This is a genomic window from Haliscomenobacter sp. (genome assembly GCF_965225875.1).
Lineage (GTDB): Bacteria > Bacteroidota > Bacteroidia > Chitinophagales > Saprospiraceae > Haliscomenobacter.
In genome coordinates this window covers 216,333-240,971 of record NZ_CBDDBS010000003.1, presented here as the reverse complement: position 1 = coordinate 240,971, position 24,639 = coordinate 216,333, and the positions used below count along the sequence as shown (strand labels likewise).

Annotated in this window: 8 protein-coding genes; 5 read left to right on the top strand and 3 right to left on the bottom strand. The window is 47.9% G+C overall.

The annotated features are described in order from the left end of the window. The first annotated feature begins 168 nt into the window (after positions 1–168). From ACO08K_RS21505 to infC, 3 genes are all read left to right on the top strand, one after another. A complete protein-coding gene (locus ACO08K_RS21505) occupies positions 169–2,769 on the top strand; it encodes an ATP-dependent Clp protease ATP-binding subunit (RefSeq protein WP_421798529.1) in 2,601 nt (866 codons plus the stop codon). Positions 2,770–2,846: 77 nt separating this feature from the next. Next, positions 2,847–3,176, top strand: a complete 330-nt coding sequence (locus ACO08K_RS21500) for a hypothetical protein (RefSeq protein WP_421798528.1) — start codon at positions 2,847–2,849, stop codon at positions 3,174–3,176. 121 nt (positions 3,177–3,297) lie between these two features. Beyond that, positions 3,298–3,963 (top strand): translation initiation factor IF-3, encoded by a 666-nt coding sequence (infC, locus tag ACO08K_RS21495; protein WP_421798527.1) that lies wholly within the window; start codon positions 3,298–3,300, stop codon positions 3,961–3,963. Between the two features lie 74 nt (positions 3,964–4,037). Here the strand turns inward: infC and ACO08K_RS21490 are convergent, their stop codons facing one another. From ACO08K_RS21490 to ACO08K_RS21480, 3 genes are all read right to left on the bottom strand, one after another. Continuing rightward, positions 4,038–8,024 (bottom strand): T9SS type A sorting domain-containing protein, encoded by a 3,987-nt coding sequence (locus tag ACO08K_RS21490; RefSeq protein ID WP_421798526.1) that lies wholly within the window; start codon positions 8,022–8,024, stop codon positions 4,038–4,040. A 217-nt stretch (positions 8,025–8,241) separates the two neighbouring features. Next, on the bottom strand, positions 8,242–18,372 hold the full coding sequence (locus tag ACO08K_RS21485; protein ID WP_421798525.1) for a T9SS type A sorting domain-containing protein: 10,131 nt from the start codon (positions 18,370–18,372) through the stop codon (positions 8,242–8,244). A 169-nt stretch (positions 18,373–18,541) separates the two neighbouring features. Then, positions 18,542–19,600, bottom strand: coding sequence for an endonuclease/exonuclease/phosphatase family protein (locus tag ACO08K_RS21480; protein WP_421798524.1), 1,059 nt, complete (start codon positions 19,598–19,600; stop codon positions 18,542–18,544). Between the two features lie 92 nt (positions 19,601–19,692). On the opposite strand from ACO08K_RS21480, the gene ACO08K_RS21475 reads away from it, so the two are divergent. Both ACO08K_RS21475 and ACO08K_RS21470 read left to right on the top strand, forming a co-directional pair. Then, a complete protein-coding gene (locus ACO08K_RS21475) occupies positions 19,693–22,515 on the top strand; it encodes a TonB-dependent receptor plug domain-containing protein (RefSeq protein WP_421798523.1) in 2,823 nt (940 codons plus the stop codon). A 150-nt stretch (positions 22,516–22,665) separates the two neighbouring features. Further along, complete coding sequence (locus tag ACO08K_RS21470; RefSeq protein ID WP_421798522.1) at positions 22,666–24,579, top strand: DUF5689 domain-containing protein; 1,914 nt, start codon at positions 22,666–22,668, stop codon at positions 24,577–24,579. Positions 24,580–24,639: the final 60 nt, after the last annotated feature.

Here is a 24,639-nt window from a genome sequence, read left to right as displayed (position 1 = left end):
ATTTTGCCAAATTTTTGATTTGGACACTTTGAACAGAAAGCTTATTATTGCTCAAATGGATTAAACGAACGATCCGCGATGACTTTCTACAGCAGACAGCGTCAAAAGATGGCTCGATTCTTGCAGCAAAATGGTAATTCTGATTGCACTCTAGAATTTCTCTACACTATGAATAACCGAAGATTTTCACCCAAGGTAAAGGAAGTCATCAAAAAGAGCCGGGAAGAAGCTTTCCGCTTAGGACATGACTTTATCGGTACAGAGCACCTTCTTTTGGGCATTGTATCCGAAAAAGACAGTTTGGCAGTTCGCGTCCTTGAATCCTTGGATGTAGATTTCGCTGAATTAAAACAAACCCTGGAAGATTCAGTGCAAAAAATACCTGCTAGCAATACCAGCTTAAGTGTAGGTACCTTGCCACTGAACAAACAGGCTGAAAAAGTACTCAAAGTCACCTTTTTGGAGGCCAAAATGCTTAAAAGTGAGGAGATCAGTCCAGAACACCTGGTGCTCTCCATCTTAAAGCACAAGGAGAATCCAGCTTCCAAAATTCTCAACCAATTCGACGTGGACTACGAAATTTACAAAGCTGAGCTCGAGTACGTCAAGCAGGAGCAAGATTTCTCCAGCATCGAGCCGCCTTATAACCAGGCACCGCAAGACAGTGACGACCCCTACGACGACGACGACCGTCAGGGTGGTTTCCAGCAGCGCAAAGGCAACGCCAAATCCCGCACTCCGGTGCTCGATAATTTCGGTCGTGATGTAACCAAATTGGCCGAAGAAGGCAAATTGGATCCCATCATTGGCCGGGAAAATGAAATCGAACGGGTTTCACAAATCCTTAGCCGCCGCAAAAAGAACAACCCCATCCTCATCGGTGAACCAGGGGTTGGTAAAACCGCCATCGTGGAAGGCCTGGCCCTGCGGATCATGCAGCGCAAGGTATCCCGCACCCTCTTCAACAAACGCATTGTGATGCTTGACCTGGCTGCCCTGGTAGCTGGCACCAAGTACCGCGGTCAGTTCGAAGAGCGCATGAAAGCCATCATGAACGAATTGGAAAAATCGCGCGATGTCATCTTGTTCATCGACGAAATCCATACCATTGTTGGTGCTGGTGGCGCAACGGGTTCGCTGGATGCCTCCAATATCTTCAAACCCGCCCTGGCGCGTGGTGAACTCCAATGTATTGGTGCTTCTACCCTGGACGAATACCGCCAACACATCGAAAAAGATGGTGCACTCGATCGTCGCTTCCAAAAAGTAATGGTAGATCCACCTTCTGCGGAAGAAGCCATCAACATTTTGCACAACATCAAGTCTAAATACGAAGAATTCCACAACGTCATTTACGACGATGATGCGATCAAGGCCTGTGTACGCCTGAGCGATCGTTACATTACCGACCGCTTCCTGCCCGACAAGGCCATCGACGTACTGGATGAAGTGGGTGCTCGCGTTCACCTGAAAAACATCCATGTTCCCAAGCACATCGAAGATTTGGAAAAACAAATCGAAGAGCTGAAAGAACACAAAAACCAGGCTGTCAAAAACCAGCAGTACGAAAGAGCTGCAGATCTGCGCGACCGCGAATCTAAACTGGTACGCCAGCTGGAATTTGCAAAAGTACAGTGGGAAGAGGATTCCAAAACCAAACGATATCCGGTAGGCGAAGAAGACATCGCCGAAGTCGTATCCATGATGACCAATATCCCGGTAATGCGGGTAGCTCAAAGCGAGAGCAAAAAATTGGTGAGCATGGAAAAAGACATGCAAGGATCGATCATTGGTCAGGACGAAGCCCTCAAAAAAATCACCAAAGCCATCCAGCGCAACCGGGTGGGTTTGAAAGATCCCACCAAACCAATCGGCTCCTTCATTTTCCTTGGTCCAACCGGGGTTGGTAAAACGGAGTTGGCCAAAGCTTTAGCGCGTTACCTCTTCGACTCAGAGGATGCCCTGATCCGCATCGACATGAGTGAATACATGGAAAAATTCTCGGTGAGCCGCCTGATCGGTGCGCCTCCAGGATACGTGGGTTACGAAGAAGGTGGCCAATTGACTGAAAAAGTGCGCCGCAAGCCTTATTCGGTAGTTTTGCTCGACGAAATTGAAAAAGCCCACCCCGATGTATACAACATCCTGCTACAGGTATTGGATGATGGTCAGTTGACCGATGGTTTGGGCCGTAAAGTTGACTTCAAAAACACCCTGATCATCATGACCTCCAACATTGGGGTTCGTCAGTTGAAAGACTTCGGTCAGGGCGTTGGTTTTGCGACCAAATCGCGTCAGGAAGCTGCCGAAGACAATACTAAAGCGGTGATTCAAAACGCGCTGAAACGTACCTTCTCGCCAGAATTCCTCAACCGGATCGACGATGTAGTGGTGTTCAACAGCTTGGGCAAAGAAGAAATCTTCAAAATCATTGACATCACCCTGAAGGACTTGCACCGTCGTTTGGCGACCATGAACTTCAAACTGCTGATCAGCGATGAAGCGAAGAATTTTGTTGCCGAAAAAGGTTTCGACCCTCAATTTGGTGCCCGCCCCTTGAATCGTGCCATTCAAAAGTACCTGGAAGACCCCCTTGCAGAGTTCATTTTGAATGACCAACCACAAGAAGGCGCCCTGCTTGAGGCCATTCTGACCGATGAGAAAGACAACCTCCGCGTTGTACTGGCTACTACTGCTGCTGAACTAGGAACTGGAACTGAGGATAACAATCCTGATGTGCCAAAATTGAGCGCAGATTCTCAAGAATAAAAAATATTCGTATTTTTATTTCAACCTGTTAGAGACGTGCACAAACGCGTCTCTAATGGTTGAAGCAAAAAAAACTTATGCTTTTCAACCGCCTAGAACAAGAAGAAGTATTCAAAATTCTCGACATTTCACTGCAAGATTTACGGAGACGTTTGGCGAATATCAATTTCACTCTCTTTATCGGCGAAGAAGCTAAACAGTTTATCGCTGAAAAAGCAGAGGGGCATCTACTAGTGGCCCATTATTTTCCTCGTGTCTTTCAAAGGTACCTCGAAGATCCACTTGCCGATTTCATTTTGAATGGTCAGCCAGAAGAAGGTGCGTTGTTGGAGGCGATTTTGACCGATGAAAAAGACAATTTGCGCATCGTTCTTGCAAAAGAAGTCAACACAGACGTCAAGGAATAAAAAAATATTGTATTTTTGTTTCAATCTATAGAGACGGATTACTATGCGTCTCTATTTTTTTTAAGTTTGTGGAACCAAAAAGTCCCATTTTTCATTATTTTTTTAACAAAATAAATTTCATTTGGCAAAGAATCAATTTGGCGGTAATCGTCCCGGCGGTGGAAGCAGACCTCCCTTCGGTGGTGGTGGTGGCGGCAACCGCAACAATCGCAGAGACTCTAGGTACCCCAGTGAGGATGACAAAGGTCAATTCCGCCTCAATGATCAAATTCGGGTGCCCCAAATTCGTTTGGTTGGTGACAACATGGAACAAATCAGCGAATTGGTTGGAACAGAAATCAAATCGGGGGAAGTGTACAACACCCGCGATGCATTGCTTTGGGCTGAAAAATCAGAGTTGGATCTGGTTGAGATTTCACCTAACGCAGTCCCGCCAGTAGTTCGAATCATCGACTATAACAAATTCCTGTACGAGAAGAAGAAGAAGGAGAAAGAGATCAAGGCCAAAGCGGCTAAAACGGTGATCAAGGAAATCCGTTTTGGTCCCAATACAGACGATCACGACTTTGAATTTAAAGTACGTCACGCCAAAACCTTCCTCGAGGAAAACTCCAAAGTAAAAGCTTACGTTAACTTCCGGGGTCGTACCATCGTGTTTAAGGATCGAGGGGAATTGTTGCTGTTGAAGTTTTTGAAAGAACTGGAAGAGTTCGGATCGCCGGAATCCCTGCCCAAATTGGAAGGTCGCCGGATGATTGTAATGATTGCTCCGAAAAAGAAGAAGTAATTTTTCTTTTGAAAGATAAAAAAGGGAGATGCTGGTGCGCCAGTGTCTCCCTTTTTCGTGGTGCGTTCATCGATTTACTCCAAAATCACCATCTTCTTGGTGGCCGTAAAGCCTGGCGTCGCCAAAGTGTAATACAAAACTCCGCTGGACCTCAACAGACTCTTTTTCAAACTCAGCTGGTTCTCACCCTTAGCAAAATTGCCCTCCACTTTGTAAATCGTGGCTCCCTTCACATCCCTCACCGTCAAGTTCCCCTTCGTGGCTTTGGGTAAGGAAAACCCAATTACCGTTTCATCGTTGAAAGGATTCGGGGTATTCTGGCGAAGTTCGTAGGCTTCACTTTCCTTGATGCCTTCAAAGTTCAAAGCAATTCCAAGGTTTTTATTGTTCTGGTCATAGGCCTCAGGGTGTACAAGTCGGTTCAAACTCAAGCTTTGGCTCAGCTTGCCATCTACTTTAGCACGTAGCAGTAGTGTGAACAAAGCTCCCGGTTCGTAATGGCTGTTCCACGAAGTGGTGATGATCCCTTCGTCTTTGAACACGCCAAAGTTCTCCGCCTTGGCTACTCCATACTCAATGTCCAAGAGATCAACCCTATTTTGATCCAAATTCAGCGCGAATTGGTAGCCCTGGATGTTTTGCAGGTCTTCAGCGCTGAAGCTCACCTTGTATTCACTGCCTGACATTAGGTTTTGTTCTTGCGTCTTGAGTTTGAAGTCCTCAGCAGTCCTTATCTCTGCGCTCACAGCCCCATTCACACTCGCACTTGCATTCACATCCCCTACCTTGATTGCCATAAAGTTGGCCTGAACATTTGTCTCCAGGTCATTCACACCTATCACTTCGGGGAATTTGGTCGACCAGGGATTCGTTGGGTTCGGGAAGCGGTAAGAGGCATCCACAAAACGCCAGCTCGTGTTCTTCACAAAATGGGTGCCTATATTCAAGATCAACCTCCTGATCTGGACCATATCCAGGGCCGAGATCGATTTGGAGTTGTTTGCATCTGCCGCAATCATTTTGTAGGGGCTATTTAGAGGCTGTATTCCCAAAATATGCTTCTGCATGAGGACCAGATCAAAGGTTGATACCCCATTCAGGTGGTTCTTGTCCATTTGTGGGGTCACCGTGAAGTCTCCTCCCTTGGTGATGTTGACAAACTCGTAGTTACCATTCCGGTCCGTCACATCACTTTGCATGACGCTGCCACTTAGGGTTACTGACACTCCTTGTAGGCTGCCTGATCCCTCCGTTGCAATCGTACCCCTTATCTTTAGGGTGTCTGCTGAACTTGGGCATAATTTCTGCTTATCTTGCACTTCGAATACAAAGTAGAAAGAACGCGCATTGTTACAAGCATCATAAGCATCTATCACCATCAAGTGTTTGCTTACCGGGAGACCAACCATCATTCCGTTGACCACAGTATATTCTACTGGTTCCCAACAGATGTCCTCTTTTTGGTGAAGCTCATTCGGGCCCAATAGTCCATGAGTCATTTCATCGCGCAATTCGGCTGCTGGATTCCGCATCACATTGTTACAAAAAGGAGAATCGTCTCCTTCTTTTACCAAAATACCATTGACATAACGGTCTTTGGTGTACACTTTCACGGTGATTTCCGCCAATGAGCAATTGTCGTTAATTGCTACACCAAAAGTGCTCTTGATACCTGCAAGCGTTTTTGGAATGCTTCCTGTACACCCCATTGAGTCCGTATCAATCACATAAGGTGCCTGCTCCGCAAAAGTTACCCCTGGAGCCTGCAAATCCGCGATTTTGATCAGGATATGAAAAGTATCTACAATGCCTCCAGTACATTTGTCATTCACGTACATTTCACGATCGATTTTCAAACTTTTACCGCCACAACCTGGAAGCTCAATGTCTTTAATCGATACCGAATAATTGCATTCAACCTGGTCGATGAACAAACAACGCGGGTTGCCAGAAGTGTTGAAGTAACTGCATACATACGGAGTTACGTCTTCTTTCTTGATCAGGCTCTTTTCAGGAGTACAGGAATTGTAGGCAACCACCCGATCATACTTGCCTTCGCCAATGCCATTGAATGCAAAATCATCCAGGTCGGGGCGGGCGAAATGGATTTTTTGTACATAATTGGATCTCAACCCATTGCAATCAGTGGCCACCCACTCGCGAAAGATTGTAGCATAGATACCACCATTGGTCTTCAGGTTATCGCAAGAATAGAACACCACTTTGTCGCTCCACTTTAGGGTAATCCGGCAGCCACAATTGTTGCAGGTACTTTTGAAGTAGGCATAGCCAAGGTTTTTGATGTTGTCAGCAAGCAAATCCGGAGGAAGCAGGCCAATGTTGCAAGCATCGCCAGTTCCAACAACACCTTCAGCTTTGTAAATCGTAAAGTTGCTGGTATCAGCCGGGCGTGGAGAGTTACTGGCTCCTAAGTTGCCAATCGTCTTATAATTGTTCAGCACATAGTCTACATCATAACAATCCAGGGTAAAATCCTTTGGTGCACATACCAGTTCTGGCGCTGTTTTGTTTTCAGCAGTAATTTTTCCTCCGCAAGGTGTAAACTCAAAACAACCTTCGTATTCTTTTTTCAGTACTACTACATAATCGTATGTTCCAGGGCAATTCAAATAACTGTCATTATTACCGTCACTGATGATTACCTCCAAAGCTACTTTCAGCAATTCAGCGTTTTCGCATTGGTTGAAACCGGCCATTACCTGTTCGGGTTTGACTAAAAGCTGACAGTTTTTGTCCAGACTTACGGTCACTTTACTCAGGCAGGTCAGGCAGGTCACCTTGGTTTTGAGGCGAACATTGACCGTCACATCATCCTCGTCTATACATCCCTGCGGGCTAGTCACCGTCACAACATAACGTCCTTGGGTGGATGGCGTAATCGATTGGGTAGTAAATCCATTACTCCACCTGTAGGAACCTCCCCCACTGGCTTTTAAGGTAGCATTAGCGCCACTACAGATCGTGGTGTCCCGACCGGCAGAAGCTATTTCTTTTTTCCCCCGAATCACTTTTTTAATCAGTACTTCTTCACACCCTTCATCTGAAGTAACCGATACGGTAAAGGTTTGGGGGACATTTACGGTAATTGATTGGTTCTTAGATCCGTTACTCCAGGCATAGGCAACGCCACCGTAAGCAGTTAAAGTGGTTGATTCGGTAATCGTATTCGCATCTTTGCCCAAACACAGGGTCGTATCTCCCGAAACGGAGGCAAATGACTTTTTCGCCCCAACTACTTCTTTGAACAACACTTGTTTACATCCTTTGTCGGAGGTGACGGTCAAAAAATAAACCTGGAGGGAATTAACCGTAATTGATTGGGTGGTAGATCCATTACCCCACTTGTAGGCAATACCACCATGAGCCGTTAAGGTAGTCGAATCTGTGACTGAATTGGGATCTTTGCCCAAACACAGAATCGCATCCCCGGTAATGGAAGCAAATGATTTGGTAGTCCGAACCACAGCCTTAGACAGCACTTCTTCACATCCTTCGTCTGAAGTAACCGTTACACTATAGGTTTTTGCGACATTAACCGCAATTGATTTGGTCGTAGATCCATTATCCCAGGCATAGGCAACGCCACCGTGGGCCGTTAAAGTAGTCGATTCAGTAATCGCATTCACATTTTCACCCAAACACAGGGTCGCATCTCCGGTAATGGAGGCGAAGGACTTTTTTACCCGAACCACCTCTTTAGACAACACTTCCACACATCCTACACTTGAGGTGACCGTTACCGTATACTTTTGTGCAACATTTACCGTGATTGATTTAGTTGTAAGTCCATTACTCCAGGCGTAGGTGCCACCTCCATGGGCGGTTAAAGTAACCGATTCGGTAATGGTATTCACATTGTTGCCCAAACATAGGATCGTATCTCCTGTAACTGAGGCGAATTTTTCCGGGCAGGGCATTCCTGCGTAAGTTACATTCCTAGTGGTATTTTCTTGAGATTGAGCCGCGACCTGAGTGATCAAGAGAGAGGAGAAACATAGGATCAAGCTTCTCCTTAAATGCAGAAACAAGGTCTGATCCATTGTACAGAGGTTTTTTTTCTGGGACATATGATTATGATTCATGAATTAAGTACTTACAAAGAAATGAATTTTTTTTTCTTTTTTTATTCACTTTTTTTTTAAATATAAAAGAAAAATACCATTAAAATCAATCTACCTAACTATTGTACTTTAATACAAAGAGGGCAACTACTCCCTTATGGAATAGCTGCCCTCTATGCATTAACGTACAATCTTTTTATTCCAGTATCACCATCTTCTTCGTCGCCGTAAAGTCCGTCGTCTCCAAAGTGTAGTACAACACCCCACTGGCCCCCAACTGGCTCTTCTTGAGCGTGACTTGGTTACTGCCCTTGGCATAATTGCCCTCCACTTTGTAAATCGTGGCACCCTTCACATCTCGCACCGTCAAAGTTCCTTTCAGGGCCTTGGGCAAGGTGAACCCAATCACCGTTTCATCGCTGAAGGGGTTCGGGGTGTTCTGACGGAGCTCGTAGGCTTCAGTGGCCTGGATACCCTCAAAGTTCAAGGCGATCCCCAGGTTCTCATTGTTTTGGTCATATGCCTCTGGAGATACCAAGCGGTTGAGATTGATGCTTTGGCTGAGTTTCGCATCAGCCTTCGCTCTCAATACCAGCGTAAACAATGCTCCCAGTTCGTATTTGCTGTTCCACGATGTGGTGATGATCCCTTCGTTTTTGAACACCCCAAAGTTCTCCGCCTTGGCTACTCCGTATTCAATGTCTACCAACTCCACCTTGCTTTGATCCAGGTTCAGTGCAAACTGGTAACCCTGAATGTCCTTCAAGTCTTCTGCTGTGAAGCTCACTTTGTATTCATTGCCTGACTTCAGGTTTTGCTCCTGCGTCTTGAGTTTGAAGTCCTCTCTCGTGCGGATTTCTGCACTCGCGGCTCCTGACACACTCGCACTCGCATTCACATCACCCACTTTGATGGCTACAAAGTTCGCCCGAACATTCGTCACCAGGTCATTCACACTCACTACCTCAGGGAAGGCAGTTGACCAGGGGTTCGTTGGGTTCGGGAAGCGGTACGTTGCATCCACGAATCTCCAGCTTGTATTGTTCGCAAAATGCGTGTCGATGTTCAAAATCAACTTCCGGATCTGAATCATGTCCAAGGTAGAGATCGATTTGGAGTTGTTCGCATCCGCTGCAATCATCTTGTATGGGCTGTTCAAAGCCTGTACTCCCAGGATGTGCTTTTGGATCAACACCAGGTCGAAGGTCGATACTCCGTTCAGGTGGTTTTTATCCAGTTGTGGCGTCACCGTGAAGTCGCCTCCTTTGCTGATGTTCACAAACTCGTAGTTACCATCTGTACCCGTCATGTCACTCTGCGTGCCACTGCCACTCAAAGTCACCGACACCCCTTGCAGGTTGCCTGCTCCTTCCGTTGCAATGGTACCCGCGATCTTCACTTTATCCGCTGGAGCTGGGCATACCTTCCGATTGTCTTGTACCTCTACAAAAGTGACACAGAAATCGTGGTTACCCGCCTCATCCCAGGCGTGGAGTTCAACCAGAATGAAGCCCAATTCCAGGTCTGCACAGTTCACACTGATGCTTGTCTGGTTTGGATCAACTGGTTGTTGTACACGGTTCACGGAGTATTTCGTGATCAGTTTCAGACCATCCTTGGTTTCTGGACCTTGACCGTTGCAATCGTAGATTTTGGATGCAACGAAGTCCGTTGCCCAAACCGTCATCATGCCGCCACCGTTGCCATCAGGCATCAGGTCGACACTCAGGCCGTTGATACAAATTGGCGCCGGAGCCTTGCAATCCTTCACCACAAATGGGATCCGGGTTGGAAGTGATAAGTTGCCACATTCGTCGCGGCCCACCACAATCAAGTCGTGGGTACCTTCGGGAAGGTTCGATACCTTGATCTCAAACTGACCATTGCCCAAGTCCTTGGTGCTCCAACGTGGAGTCGAGTACAGGATCATCTTGCCTGCTTCCAAAGTCTGGAATGGTGCAATCATCAGGAACTGAGTCTCCAATTCCACCTTGTCGGTGCAGTTGTCCTTCAAAGTCACCACCTTGGTAATGTTTGCAGTACATGCCGTTGGGCTCGTGCAGAAGGTATCACGGGTGCCTGTTACCACTGGACGAGTGTCATCGTACACCTTGATGATTTGGGTATAGATGAAACTGTGGTAGAACTCTCCGGCTACTTCGCAGTAGGGAACCTCCTCGGTAAAGTCAATATCGTCTGCGTTGCCAGCAACCAGGTCCTTGGAAACCCAGAACTCTTCGATGCCATCACGACGGTTGTTTTTGCGGTCACGAACCAATACATAGATTGGTGCCTTGCCATAGTTGCCAAACACCGCCCGATCGATGATCGAGACATTGGTTTGCAGCAATGGATCACCACAACGGTCGTCGTAAGTACACCAGTTGATCACCGAGTAAGTCCGGAAGATCTTGTAGCACTCATCATCCGAGGCATCGTAACGTTTGTCGTGTACATTCACCGCCAGGATATCGCAGCCCAATTCGTCGGTGATTACCGTGTCGATAATTGGGGTTTTGCAATCCGTCGATACATCTTTAGGGAAACAAATGTTGTATTCGTGAACGGGTAGAATGTGGATGCGTTGCTTGCAAGTCACGCTGATTGGGCCTTTCGCCGTTTGTTTGGTCAAAGTCCAGATCCGATCGATGTAACCTGCGCCACACTTCAACTTCTTCTCGGTGGTATAGGTCGTATCCAGCGCAGCACAATCGTTGCCAGAAGGAATGATCACATCACCAAATGCAGCAGCAGAACCTACTTTGCTGTCGATAGAAGCAATGTTTTTGTCATCGCAGTAGATCGTCACATCCCAGGGTGCCAAACAAGTTGGTGCCACCTTGTCTTCGATCAGCAGATCCATCCAGCAGTAGTTCGTATTGCCGTAGATGTCACCTCCCCACAATTCAACTGTCACTCTTTCGGTCAAATCGCAGCAGAAGAACTCTACAAAGTCCAACAGTGGCGTCATCAATTTGCCGCCTTTCAGGATGAAGGTTTCACCAAAGTCGGCAATGTCGCCATCGCCGTTCCGGTCAAAACCATCGGCTTTGCTTACATCACCATCTGCAGGTAGAGCATCCAATTTGCCGTTGCCGTTCGTGTCGTAACCTTTGGCAATGAAGCTAGCTGCGCAGCCATCTGGTACATTGCGGCGTACCGCAATCCAGGCCAGTTTGCAGTTGTCCCAAGAGCCTTCATCGATGTCTGCCGCACTCACTTGGGCATATCCATTAGTGTAACCATTGGCATTGCTCAAGGTTACATGCAGGTCATCGTCACACTTCATGATTGGTGCGATCTTGTCCTTCACTTCGAATTCGAAGGAATCCTTTTTCGCATTGTAGCAGCCATCAAAAGCATCAATGATCATACGGTGGCGGCCCACTGGAACACCCAGCATCATACCGTTCATGATCGAATAACTAACCTCATCCCAGGTATCTTCAGCAACCAAAATGCCTTTGACGTAGCGGTCTTTGGTTTTCAGTTTAACACTGATGTTGCCCAGGCTGCAATTGTCTTTGATGTCAACTCCAAAGGCAGCCTTAATACCTGCCACCGAGATCGGGAAGGCTGCAGTACAATCCATTGGGCCTGTGGAGATGTCAAGTGGTGCATGGTGCGCATATTCCAGGTAAGGTGCTTCAAAATCGCCGATTTTGATCAGAATATGGAAAGTATCAACGATACCACCAGCACACCAATCCAGTACATATAGTTCCCGATCGATTTTCAAACCTTTACCCCCACAAATCGGGAATTCGGTGTCCTTGATCGATACGGAATAGTTGCATTCTACTTCATCCAGGTACAAACAACGTGAGAATCTAGGTGCAGCTGTACGGTTGAAGTAGCTACACACGAAAGGCATCACGTCCGATTTCTGGATCAGTTCTTTATCAGGTACACAAGAACTGTATTCCACTACTCGGTCGTATTTTCCACCATCACCGTCGCCATTGAACACGAAATCTTCAAGTGCTGGTCGAGCAAAAGGAATTTCCTGAACGGTATCTCTGCTCATCCCTTTGCAGTCCGTAGCAACCCAGGTTCGGTAAATTCGGGCATAAATCCCACCATTTGCCTTCATTTGGTCACAATTGTAGAACACTACCCGATCACTCCATTTCAATGTAGTGCGGCAACCGCAGTTGTAGCAATTGTCTTTAAAATAAGTGTAACCCAGGTTGTTGATGTTGTCAGCTACCAAACTTGGTGGCACCAGGTTACAAGTACCAGTACCCGCTACACCTTCGGCATTATTGATTGTTTGTGGGCTGCTGCTGGAAGGTCGTGGGGAGCTCGTTGCACCAACGTTTCCAATAGTCAGACGGTTGTTCAACACAAAGTCCACATCATAACAATCCAGGGTGCCTTTGAACCAATCGGCACAAACAAAAATTGGCTCTGATTTATCTTCGGCAGTTACTTTGCCCCAACAAATGACATTGTTAAAGGCATCAAACAGGCCATAAGTCCAAACCCCGGCACAGTCGATCGTGTCGCCATTGGAAGGGTCATTGTCCATTACGCGCACAGTAGCTCCATTACAATTGCCATCAGAAATGACATTGGCAGTAAGCTTGAACTGGCAATTTGCATCCAAACTGACCGTCAGGTCCTGGCAACCGCAGTGAGCAACGCGGAAGCTTTGACGAACCGTTTTGGCACAACCTGGATCACTCAGGTTTTTAGATCCAGCAGCTCCAGCATCAAAAGTATAAGTCACCGTATTTTCACCCAAAGGCAAGGTTGCCGGGTTAATCGTCAACATGGTAGGCGCTGGGCCTGCTCCAGCTTGCGGAACCCCATTCAGGCTGAAGGTTCCAACACCCGAAGCACCATTGGCAACCGTACCTGTAATTTTAAATGGTGCGGCAGTTGGTGCCACCAAAAGAGGCAAACCAGTGAAACTTGGGTCGGGATAGTAGCAAGTATTGCCAATGGATAATTCGATACCCCGGCCATTGCTCACCGTGATGGTATAACCTAAACTGTCAAGATGATAACCAGCCAGGACATACACCCCTGGTTTCACTTCCGTCAATGCGGCCCCGCTGTCAACAGGATTGGTACCATCAGCATCAAAGTACAAACCTTCGACTGCAACAACAATCCAGTTTTGATCCGCTGGAGCCGTTACAGCAATGGTGTCTACAAAAGAACCATCGTTAGAGTAGGTGCCATTTTCGATGATTCCCGCATCATTCTGGCAAATACAAGGGTCGGTGATTTCAACCTTACATTCAACTGCTGTAACGGTAATTGGGCTTGCTTCGCTTTCGCAATCAGAACAAGTGGTAATTGCAGTTACATAGAATGTGGTTGGCACACCTGGTTCCAGGTCTTCAGGCACGTAAGCCGCTACCGGACCTGCCAATTTGGTGCTCAGGGTATTATCAGTGTAGAAATTGTACAATACAGCTGATTCAAAAGTCGCTTCAACTTCGTCCAAACGCCAGGTTCCATCCGCATTAGGCGTGCCAGTTTCTCTCCAGGCATAAACTCTGATGACGGCTTGATCGCCACAAATGTTCACATCCAGATCACGTACTTCTTGCATACAGGGATCTGATGTGGTGCCACTTGCATACTTGGTGCCATTGACGTACAAGGCCCAGGAAAGGGGACCAGAAGTCGAAGCACGCTCAAAGAACGAGAACTTGGTCAGCCTGGCTGGGGACAATGTGCTGACCGGAAACTCGAAGTAATCACTATTGGCTACAGCCTGGCTTTCAGTAGTAGAAGTCCATGCGTTGGCTGAGAAAGCGTTAGAGGTATTATTACAACCTGATGGGAATGTAGGATTACCTGCACCAATGCCAAGAGCAGCATTATTGGCCGCTACAAAACTAGCATTGCTGCTTTGACCTACGGTAGTACTGGCATTGAAATTCCAGGAAACTACTCCATTGGTAGCTGTAGTAGGTTTAATGGAAGTATCCTCACTCAAACAAACCGAAATATTTTCAACAATTGGAGCAGGTGGGGTTTCACTTACTGCAACATTAATTTGCCCGGTAGCAAAACAGCCTGTTTCCAAAGTGTACCGCACATAAATGGTGCGAATTTCGTCAATACTGGTCAAGGTATTTGGATTGATCGCATTTGAGCCATCAATTGCATCTTCAAGTGTATTGAAATAACTGGTCGTTCCTCCCTCAATGCTTGGCTCCAGGTCAACTTCCAGCACATTTACCGTAGTAGGCAAACAAGCAGGTTCTGGCTGAATGATATTCAAGGTTGGAACCGGGTTAACCGTTACAATAACCAAAGTAGCTGGGCTTTCGCAACCATTGGGACCAACACAGGTCACCCAAATGTTGCTTGGGCTGGTAGCCACAGTGGTTTCAGGATCGTAGCTGTCTCCGGTTGCTACTGGAACCGCTCCCGGATTAGTAGCAGGATCAACAGTGTAGAACTTGCAATTGGCCGGAAGCAGAGGTTTAGCTGCGCCGGTAAGGACGACGTTGTCAACCCTTAAAGTACCAGTTGCTCCCGTGCTGCTGAAACCATAGATGCGGATACAAACTGTAGAAGCATTGCTGACACTCAGTGTCTGCGTTTTTGCACCAAAAGAAGTAGCCACCGATCCTGCGGCTCCTACATTAACAAATGCTCCGCCATCGGTTGAAACAGCAACCTGATAACTCATTGCTCCAGTACCGGAACGCTGAGCATCAAAGCGGAAGTTGCTCAAATCCAGCACATAACCTGCATTTGCTGTAATACAAAACTCAAAATAGTCGTTGGCATCCACGGAACTATTGGTAGTCCAGCCACTGGCAGAGTAGGCATCCACTGCAGTTGGCGCAGTACCACCAGGGAATGTTTCGTTTCCAAGCCCTACACCAATCGAGGCATTGCTTGCCGTCAAGCCAGCCATGCCTGCACCAGCTACTACACCAGTTTTCACTTCACCATCAAAACCATAGGTAACTGTAATTGCCTGTGGTGCTCCAATACCGTTGGCGGCCACTGAAATACGGGTTCCACCTTCATCTTCGCATACGGTGATGTTGTTTAAACTTGGTGCCGCTGGCAATGCTTTAACTTCTACCTTTAAGCTGGCCGTATCTGTACAGGTACCGCTGACATTGGGCGTAAATACATAGCTACTGATGCCTGCCGCAGCAGTATTGATTGTCGAGGGGCTCCAAACACCTGAAATGCCATTACTGGAAGTACCGGGCAGGCTCACCGGAGTTTCCCCCTGGCAATAAGTACTGAGTATCGAAAAAGTAGGTTCAACTTTTGGGTTGATGGTAATTTTAACCGAAGCCGTATCCGCACATTCCCCACTATCCGGGGTAAATATATAGGTAGTTGTGCCTGGTGTGGAAGTATTTACAGTAGCTGGGCTCCAGGTACCATCTATGTTGCTGGGTAATTCATCAGGTAAAACTTCTGGTGTTTCACCTTGGCAATAGCTAATCTTGATTCCCGTGACGACAGGTTCTGCTTTGGGGTTCACGGTCACCTTGATGCTGGCAGTATCTGCACACGCACCAACAGCAGGTGTAAAAATATAAGTAGTTGTTCCTGCTGTGCTGGTACTGATGGTGGAAGGATTCCAAATACCCGAAACACCGTTATTGGAGGTCGTGGGCAAAACCGCAGGTGTTGCACCTTGACAATAGGGGCCTACCGCTGTGAATGTTGGTTCTACAATAGGATTAACCGTAATCACTTGGGTAGCGGTGCCAGAACAACCATTGTTCGTGACCGTCACCGTATAAGTTGTGGTGATATTTGGCGCAACACTGATGGAGGAAGTATTGGCACCAGTGCTCCAGCCATAGGTTCCGCCTCCTGAAGTTGATAAGTTCACGGTAGCGCCTGCACAGGTGGTACCATCATTGGGGGTGGTGCCCGAGTTTTCCGTTACCGTGATGGTCGGTGTAGGTAATGGATTAACAGTGATCACTTGGGTAGCCGTACCAGAACAACCATTGTTCGTGACCGTCACCGTATAAGTTGTGGTGATATTTGGCGCAACGCTGATGGAGGAGGTATTGGCACCAGTACTCCAGGCATAAGTACCACCTCCATTGGTGGTCAAGGTAGCGTTACTACCTGCACAGGTAATGCCATCATTGACGGCTACTCCTGAAGATTCATTGGATATAATAATCGTAGGATTGGGTAGTGGCACTACGTTAATCGAAGCCGAAGCCGTATCACCCTCACAAGGATCGCCACCATCAGGATCGGCAATGCTGGCAAAAATGGTCAGATTTAAACCTATTTCTGCTGGCGCAGGTGTATAAGTAAAGGTCCCTGTACCATCGTTGAGGGTAGTTTCAGAAAAAGTGCCCAAAAATCCGGTGGTGTTGATAATGGCTGGTCCATTCTCTACGGTATACCCAATGGTTACCATAGCCCCATCACAAGAAGTGCTATTAAGTGGTGTAAAATTGACAAAAGGTGGTGCTTCGCAGTCGCAAGGCACGGGAATCGCAGACAGGGTAAAGGTCTGATCGCTGTAGCATCCGGTGGCCACATCAATGACCCGCACAGTGTACTGCGTTCCAGCCAAACTTGGAGGCATAGGAAAAGTGTATACTTCCAATGGGTCCGCATTGATGGCGGTGCCACCTGAAGCAGCAGTCATGGAGCCGGTATAAGTTGCCCCAATAGTGATGTCGTACTTATAACCTGAGTCTGCGGGCACGTCTAGCGTAACAAAGGGATTACTTTCCGGGCAGGCACCATTGGTAGGGGTAGCCGTGAAGCTGGGGCCAGCCGTATTGATCACCGCTGTGCCAGTCATCAGGTTAAAACACCCGGTGCTAGTGTAAGCTGCAACAATAGCATAAGTCCCAAGCTGGGTAAACGTGCCAAAAGAAAGGGCATTGCCCGTACCTGGTATATCTGTCACATACAAATTATTTCTATATAAAAAATAACGCGCTGTGGCTTCAGATCCACTCAAACCTATGGTCACTCCTGGGCCAGTGCCACAATAAGAACCGCCACCCGTTACATCAAAAAATAGTGGCTTGGGGCCGACGTGGATGGTCAGCGTGTCCGTCCCTACGCAGCCACCTTCATTGGTCACTGTTACGGTGTAAAGTGTAGTGATGGTTGGGGCTACGGTAATGGAAGTGGTATTTGCGCCATTGCTCCAGGCATAAGTGCCGCCTCCACTAGCCGTCAAGGTTGCTGATTCGCCTAGACAAATGTTGCCGTCATTGGTGACATCGCCAGAAGCATCAGCTACGGTAATGTTGGGGGTGGGACAGATATCGTCATTGACGATGGTACCTTGTCCCTGTCCATCTGTTACTGTTGCACCAGTAACATTGGTAATGTTGACAAAGAAAGTTTCAATGAATTCAATATCGAGATCTCCATTGACCAATACGGTAAAGCTATAGGTACTAGAGCCTGCGGGGATGGTTTGACCAGTAAGGCTCTTAGCAGTATAGTCATTACCTGCCGTTGTAGCCGTATTGTCTGCTGTAGCAATGTCAAAGGTGACTCCACCAGGGCCCGCAGGAGCAGAAAGAGATGCAGTAAAAGTGAAACTGGTAGTCCCTGCGTTGCCTTCATTTAAACTTACATCATTGATAGACAGGTTACGGACTACATTAGTATTAGGCGTAAGTGAAAAATCATCTACCGCCAGGCCATCATCGGCATTAGTAGCATCTACGTCACTCCAACGAATCCAAAAAGTAGCGCCATTGGCGATGGATAAGCCAGTAATGGTATACGTCAGTGCTGTTCTATTTGCGGCGGCGTTGCCATCTAATGCTCCTGCAGTAGTTGTAAATGGAGAAACAAAATTCAGCGAACTGTGGGGAGTCCAGGTGCCGGTAGTCAAACTAGTAGCATTCGTACTCATCTCAAAAGTGAGTTGATCCGTTCTGGATATAGTACCCAAACGCCATTGCTCTCCTGTATAGGCTACCGATATAGAATTTATAGTTGCACCCGTATTATTGGTATAACAGCTTCCAAAAACGGGAACTAAGGTTCCCGATCGCAATCCGCCTAAGGCTCGCTCTGTAGATCCCGTTGCCCCAAAGCTCCAGGTATCCCCAGAATTGGAACTGCCCGTGCCTACTGCATATTGTTGATTGACAAGGCCGCTGGTGCCAGTTTCGCTCATAAACCACCCGGTTATCGTCAAATTGTTGGTGGTAGATCCAGCAGTATTTGACAGTACGTCAAAATTTTGGGTGACTGCCGACCCCATGGTGGTGAGTGATACACATTGTGCATACCCACTTAGGGCTTGAAGTAAAAAGGTGAATGTCAGGAAAGTTGAGAGAATTACAAAATTCCTAAGGGATAGGCCAGTGTAGCGGTTGTCCATCGAGATTGTGATTTGTCCGTATTTAATACAAAAAGGTCGTCGTCACACAAATGTACCACTCCCTTTTCACAAACCGGGCAAATCACCAGCACTTAATTTCCGAAAAAACAAAAACTTAACCTTGGATTTATTCAAATACCAAATTCAAGGTAGGGTATTTTAATCCCATTCAAATTTTCTTTACCAAATAAAAATAGGTTGGAAAATGGTCGCTAAAGCCCCCCTGGTATTCCGTGCCTACAAAAGTGCGCAGCGGATAGCCCTTGAATTGCCCCGACTGTTGGCGCAGGTAATTAGGACCGTGCACATTAGCTTGAAAATATTGATAGCCACCTACTTCGGGCTGCACCCAGGCGGGAGATAGGATGATTTGATCAAACAAACTCCAGGCATCCCGGTAAGCCAGCGTGCCCAGGCCTTTTTTATAGAGGTTGTAAAAAGGATTAAACATGTCTCCTTTGCGTACTTCCTCTTTTTCCTTTTTTGCCCGCAAAACCTCTCTGACGCTGTTGTTGACGGGGTCGTCGTTCAAGTCGCCCATGATGATGAATTTGGCTTTGGGATCTTGCGCCAACAGGGAATCACAGGCTTTTTTACACACCGAAGCAGCTTTGACCCGCCAGGGTTCGGAAGCCTTCTCCCCTCCCCTACGTGAGGGCCAGTGGTTGACAAACACATAAATGGGCTCACCATCAAACACGCCACTTACCAGCAATACATCCCGGGTAAATTGGCGATCCCCTTGTTCATCGAGGTAAATAATCACCGGAAGTGTCTTGCTAGAGGTCACTTTAAAATACTTGGGATTGTACAACATCGCTACGTCAATGCCCCGTTCATCTGGCGACTCGTGGTGCACAATTTGGTAATTGCGGGCAGCAATGGCGGGTTCTTTAACCAAATCCTCCAGCACCTTGCGGTTTTCAATTTCGGAAACGCCCAAAATGGCTACGCCGTCTGGCGATTTTTCAGTGCCAATTTCAGAAATAACCCGGGCCATATTGCCCTGTTTTTCGCGGTATTTATCGGGCGTCCAGAGGTTGGCTCCAGTGGGCAAAAAATCCTCGTCGTTGATGGTGGTGTCGTTGACGGTATCAAAAAGATTCTCCAGATTGTAAAAACCGATCACCGCAATCCGGTAGCGGTCTTGCCCCCAAATCGATGAATTTGCGACTGTACAAAAAATTAATGCTAAAATAACGCTGGGAAATGATACCGTGGCCTTCATGTTTTGGTCGTTTTATTACTTTTGCAAAGGAAATGCACAATTGTGGAAATCCGAGCTTTAACCGGTAAAATAAAAGTTAAAAATACACTCACATGCACAAAGCTACCAAGCGTGGTTTCATCCGCTTGTTATTGCTGTTGTTCTTCCCACTCGGAGCATTCGCTCAAGAAGTACAAGTCAACGGACAAATTCTGGATGCACAAACGGGCAAAGGACTTTCCGGCGTAGAAATCCGCCTCCCTACCCTGACCTTTTTTAGCAATGCTGAAGGTTTTGTGGATTTTAAAGCCAACATCGGCCAGTCCAACGAACTGGTCATTACGGTCTTTAAATCTGGTTTCCAGGAAAAACAAATCACCGTACAGCCTCAAGGCCGCAATCGGGTCAACCTGGGCACAGTCAAATTGGAAAGCCGTGAAGGTACTGATGCCCTTTCCGCTGAAGAGTTTGTGCCCGTCGTTACCCTCAGCGAAAACGACCTGGACAGCGACGGCGACCAAAACGTATCCGGTCTGTTGACCGCTTCCAACGACGTTTTTGTCAGTGCCGCCTCTTTCCAGTTCAGTTTTACCAATTTCCGAATGCGCGGTTACGATGGCCAGCACAACGAACTGTTTTTCAACGGCATTCCCATCAACGACGTGGAAACGGGTTTCCCGGGTTGGAACCTCTGGAGCGGCCTCAACGATGTTGTGCGCAGCCGAACTGCTTCCGTAGGTCTGGCCCCTAATGCCAACGGTTTTGGCGGCTTGGGTGGTATTACCGCTCTGGATGTGCGGGCTTCACACCACCGCCCACAGTTGCGGGTATCCTACGCGGCGTCCAACCGCGCTTACCGGAACCGGGTGATGGCCACTTATAGCACGGGCTTAACCGCGAGTGGCTGGGCATTTACGGTGTCCGCTTCCCGTCGTTGGGCGCAGGAAGGGTACATCGATGGTACTTTTTACGACGCCAATGCCTATTTTATTGGGGTCGAAAAAAAGCTGAACGACAACCATTTCCTCAGTTTCACTGCCCTGGGTTCACCCGTAAAAAGAGGCCGCAGCGCCCCTGCTACCAAAGAAATGTACGACCTGGCAGGCAGCAACTATTACAACTCTTTTTGGGGTTACCAGGAAGGGGAAAAACGCAATGCTCGGGTGCAAAACACCCATCAGCCATTGGCTGTCTTGCGCCATGACTGGCAAATCCAGGAAAAAACTCGCCTGACTACCGCAATCGGTTACCAAACCGGACGCAACGGTACTACCGCTCTGGATTGGTACCAGGCCCGTGACCCACGTCCCAACTACTACCGCCGCTTGCCCAGCTATATCCAGAGTGATCAGGCTGGCGAAGTAGAAACCCTGCTAAGGGAAAACGAAGCTCTGCGACAAATCGATTGGGCCTATTTGTACAATGCCAATCGGGGCAACACCCTCACTGTCAACAATGCCAACGGTATCCCTGGCAACTCCGTTACTGGCAAACGCTCCCAATACGTGATTGAAGAGCGTCGCTTCGACCGCAGCCTCTTGTCTTTCAATTCCAACATTGAAAGCACCATCAGCGAGTTGGCCAAGGTTTCTGGCGGGGTCAGTTACCAGCAGCAAAGCAACCACAACTTCAAAACCATCAATGACCTACTCGGTGGCGACTTTTACCTCGACATCGACAAGTTCGCCGAATTTATTGATACCACCGGGGGTGGCTCTTTTATCCAAAACGACATCAATACCCCCAACCGCATCTTGAAAGCAGGAGACAAATTTGGTTGGGACTACACCAATGAACACCGCCGCTACAACTCCTGGGCGCAGATGGAGTTTTATTTGCCCAAACTGGATCTGTTTGTAAGTGGTTCTTTGGGCAATACGACCTTCTGGCGCAAAGGCAATGTTACCAATGGTAAATTCCCGGAAAATTCCGGCGGAGAAGCACCTAAACAGAGTTTCCTGGAATACGCGGCTAAAGCTGGCCTGACCTTCAAAGCCGATGGCCGCAACTACTTCATGCTCAACGCGGCTTACATGGTGCAAGCCCCGCAGGTGCGCAACGCCTATGTGTCCCCACGGACGCGTGATCAGGTTTTGCCAGGCTTGAGTACGGAAAACATTACCAGTATTGAAGGTGGTTATTTGTTGCGCTCACCCTACCTCAAGGGGCGTTTGGTCGGGTATTACACCCAAATCAAAAACCAGAACCGCATCAACAATTTCTACCTGGATAATGCTCTGATCGAAGACGATGGTACCGCCTCGGGTGGTTTTGTCAACTATACCATGTCAGGCATCAATACCCAGCACGCCGGGATCGAGTTTGGCCTGGAATGGGCCTTTTCACCGGGTTGGAAAGCCAGCACAGCGTTGGCCGCAGGTCAATACATCTACACTTCCCGCCCTACCATCGGGGTGTACCTGGACAACCTGGCTTCCAAACTGCGCGAAGACGTAGCCTACATCAAAAACTTCTATGTGCCCAATATGCCCCAAACGGCAGGTACCATTGGCGTCAGCTACAATTCGCCGAAGTTTTGGTTTGCCAACATCAACTTCAACTACTTCGACGACATTTACCTGGATTTTAACCCCGATCGACGTACGGTTACAGCGGTATCCTATGTGGCGACGCCAGAGTTTTCGAATCAGGTGGTTGAGCCCGGTTCGCCGCTTTGGAAAAGCATCATCGAACAAGAGAAGGCGCCAGCGGCATACACCCTGGACTTGTTTGGTGGAAAATCCTGGAAAATCCGTGACATCTACTTGTACCTGAACGTGGGCGTAAACAATATCCTGGACAAAAAGGACTTCATCACGGGTGGTTTTGAACAATACCGCTTCGATTATGAGACCAAGGATATCAACCGTTTTCCCAGCAACTATTTCTACAGCTATGGCCGCAACTACTTTGTGAGTTTAGCCTTGCGCCTGTAAAAGTTGAGAAGTTAAGATGTTGAGGAGTTTAGGCTACCGCGAGCGACTTGGACAAGGACTTTGTCAAAATTTCTCGCGGTAGCCTAAACTCCTCAACCCCTCAACTCCTCAACCCAAATTCAATATCTCTCAACCTTTATATTTTTGAACATGAAAAAGTTTTCATTCCTGATAGCCCTAACTGCATTGCTGGCCATTGGTATGGTGAGTTGTGTGGATCAAATGTTTGACGAGCCACCGGTTACGGACCTTCCCCAATTGAAAGGCAACACCACCATCGATGTGCTCAAAAAGAAACACGTCATTGGTGCCACGGCTTCCAAAATCACGGAAGACCTGATCATCGAAGGCATCGTGGTAGCCGACGACCGCTCGGGTAACTTTTTTGAAAACATCGTCATCCAGGATGGCACCGGAGGGATCTCGGTGCGTATGAACGCCAGTGGATTGTACAACACCTTCCCAATTGGCGCAAAGGTGGCGGTGAAGTGTAAAAACCTCTACATCGGTGATTACAACGGTGTGCACCAGTTGAACGGCAGTGTGACCGATGCCATTGAGGACTTGTTGATTCCTCAACACGTTCTGGTAACGGCCAAAGACCAAACCGTTACACCAACCGTACTGGGTATCAAAGACCTGAATCAAACCCACATCAATACCCTGATCAAGCTGGAAAACGTGGAATTTGCTCCAGCGGACACCAACCAAACCTGGGCAGACGCCGTGAAACTGTTTTCGGTCAACCGCAATTTGCAGGATTGCAACGGGGGTACCATCATTGTACGCAGCAGCGGATATGCCGATTTTGCCAAGGATAAAACGCCGGGTAAAAAAGGTTCCCTAACCGCCATATACACCGTGTTCGGCAGCACCAAACAATTGATCATCCGCGACCCTAGGGATGCCGCTATGACTGGCGTACGTTGTGGTGGAGCGGGTACCGGCGGTGGTGGCCAGTTGATGAGCATTGCCGATTTGCGCGACCTGTTTAAAGGCACAACTACCAGTGCGCCCGCTGATCGCAAAATCAAAGGGGTCGTCATTTCCGACAAAGGGGCTGGCAATACCGACCCACGCAACGCCATCATCCAACAAGGGGATGCAGGTATTGTGGTGCGTTTTAAAAACGAACACAGCTTTAACCTGGGTCAGGAAATTGAAGTCACCGTATCCGGCCAGGAACTTTCCGCTTTTAATGGCCTGCTCCAAATCAACAATGTGGACAACAACCTCGCCAAACTCAATGGCGCCGGGCAATTGCCCACTCCCAGGATAGCGAGTGCGGCCCAGGTGGTGGCCAATTTGGAAAAATGGGAATCTACGCTAGTGAAAATAGTGAAAGGCAGCTTTAGCGCCAGTGGGACCTACAGCGGTTCCAAAACCTTGACGGATTCTACGGGCCAGGTGGTGGTATTCACCCGCAGCCAGGCTACTTTTTCTGGCTCAGCACTACCCGTGGGCAAAAACCTGGATTTGGTAGGCATCGTTTCCCAGTTCAATACTGCTCAAATTACTCCCCGCAACCTGAACGACATCGTGGTAACTGGCGGCGGTGGTGGCACCAGCACCAACAACTTGCTGGATGAATCCTTCAGCAGTGGTACGGCTAACCAAGCCGTAAAAGTGACAGGCTGGGTGAACAAATCGGTGACGGGCACCCGTACCTGGTTGACCAAGTCTTTCTCTGGCAACTTCTTTGCGGAAGCGACCGCTTTCCAAAGCACCGATACCGAAAATGAAATGTGGCTGATCACCCCGGGCATCAAGGCGGCTGATGCCAAAACGCTAAGCTTTGAAAGCGCCCAGGCTTTTTACAAGCATGATGGTTTGACCGTTTACATTTCCAACGACTTCGATGGCACAAATATCGACAAAGCGACCTGGAAAAAACTGACCTACAAAATGCCTAGCTCCGCAGATGCCAACTACGATTGGGTACAATCGGGCAATATCGACGTAAGTGGGTATAGTGGGACGATTTATATTGGTTTCCAGCACAAGGGAGACAAGACGACGAATACGACGACGTTTAGATTGGATAATGTGAAGGTGACGAAGTAAGTGAAAAGTGAAAAATAATGAAGGATTGTCAAAGACTTTGGCCTTTGAGAGTCCTTCATT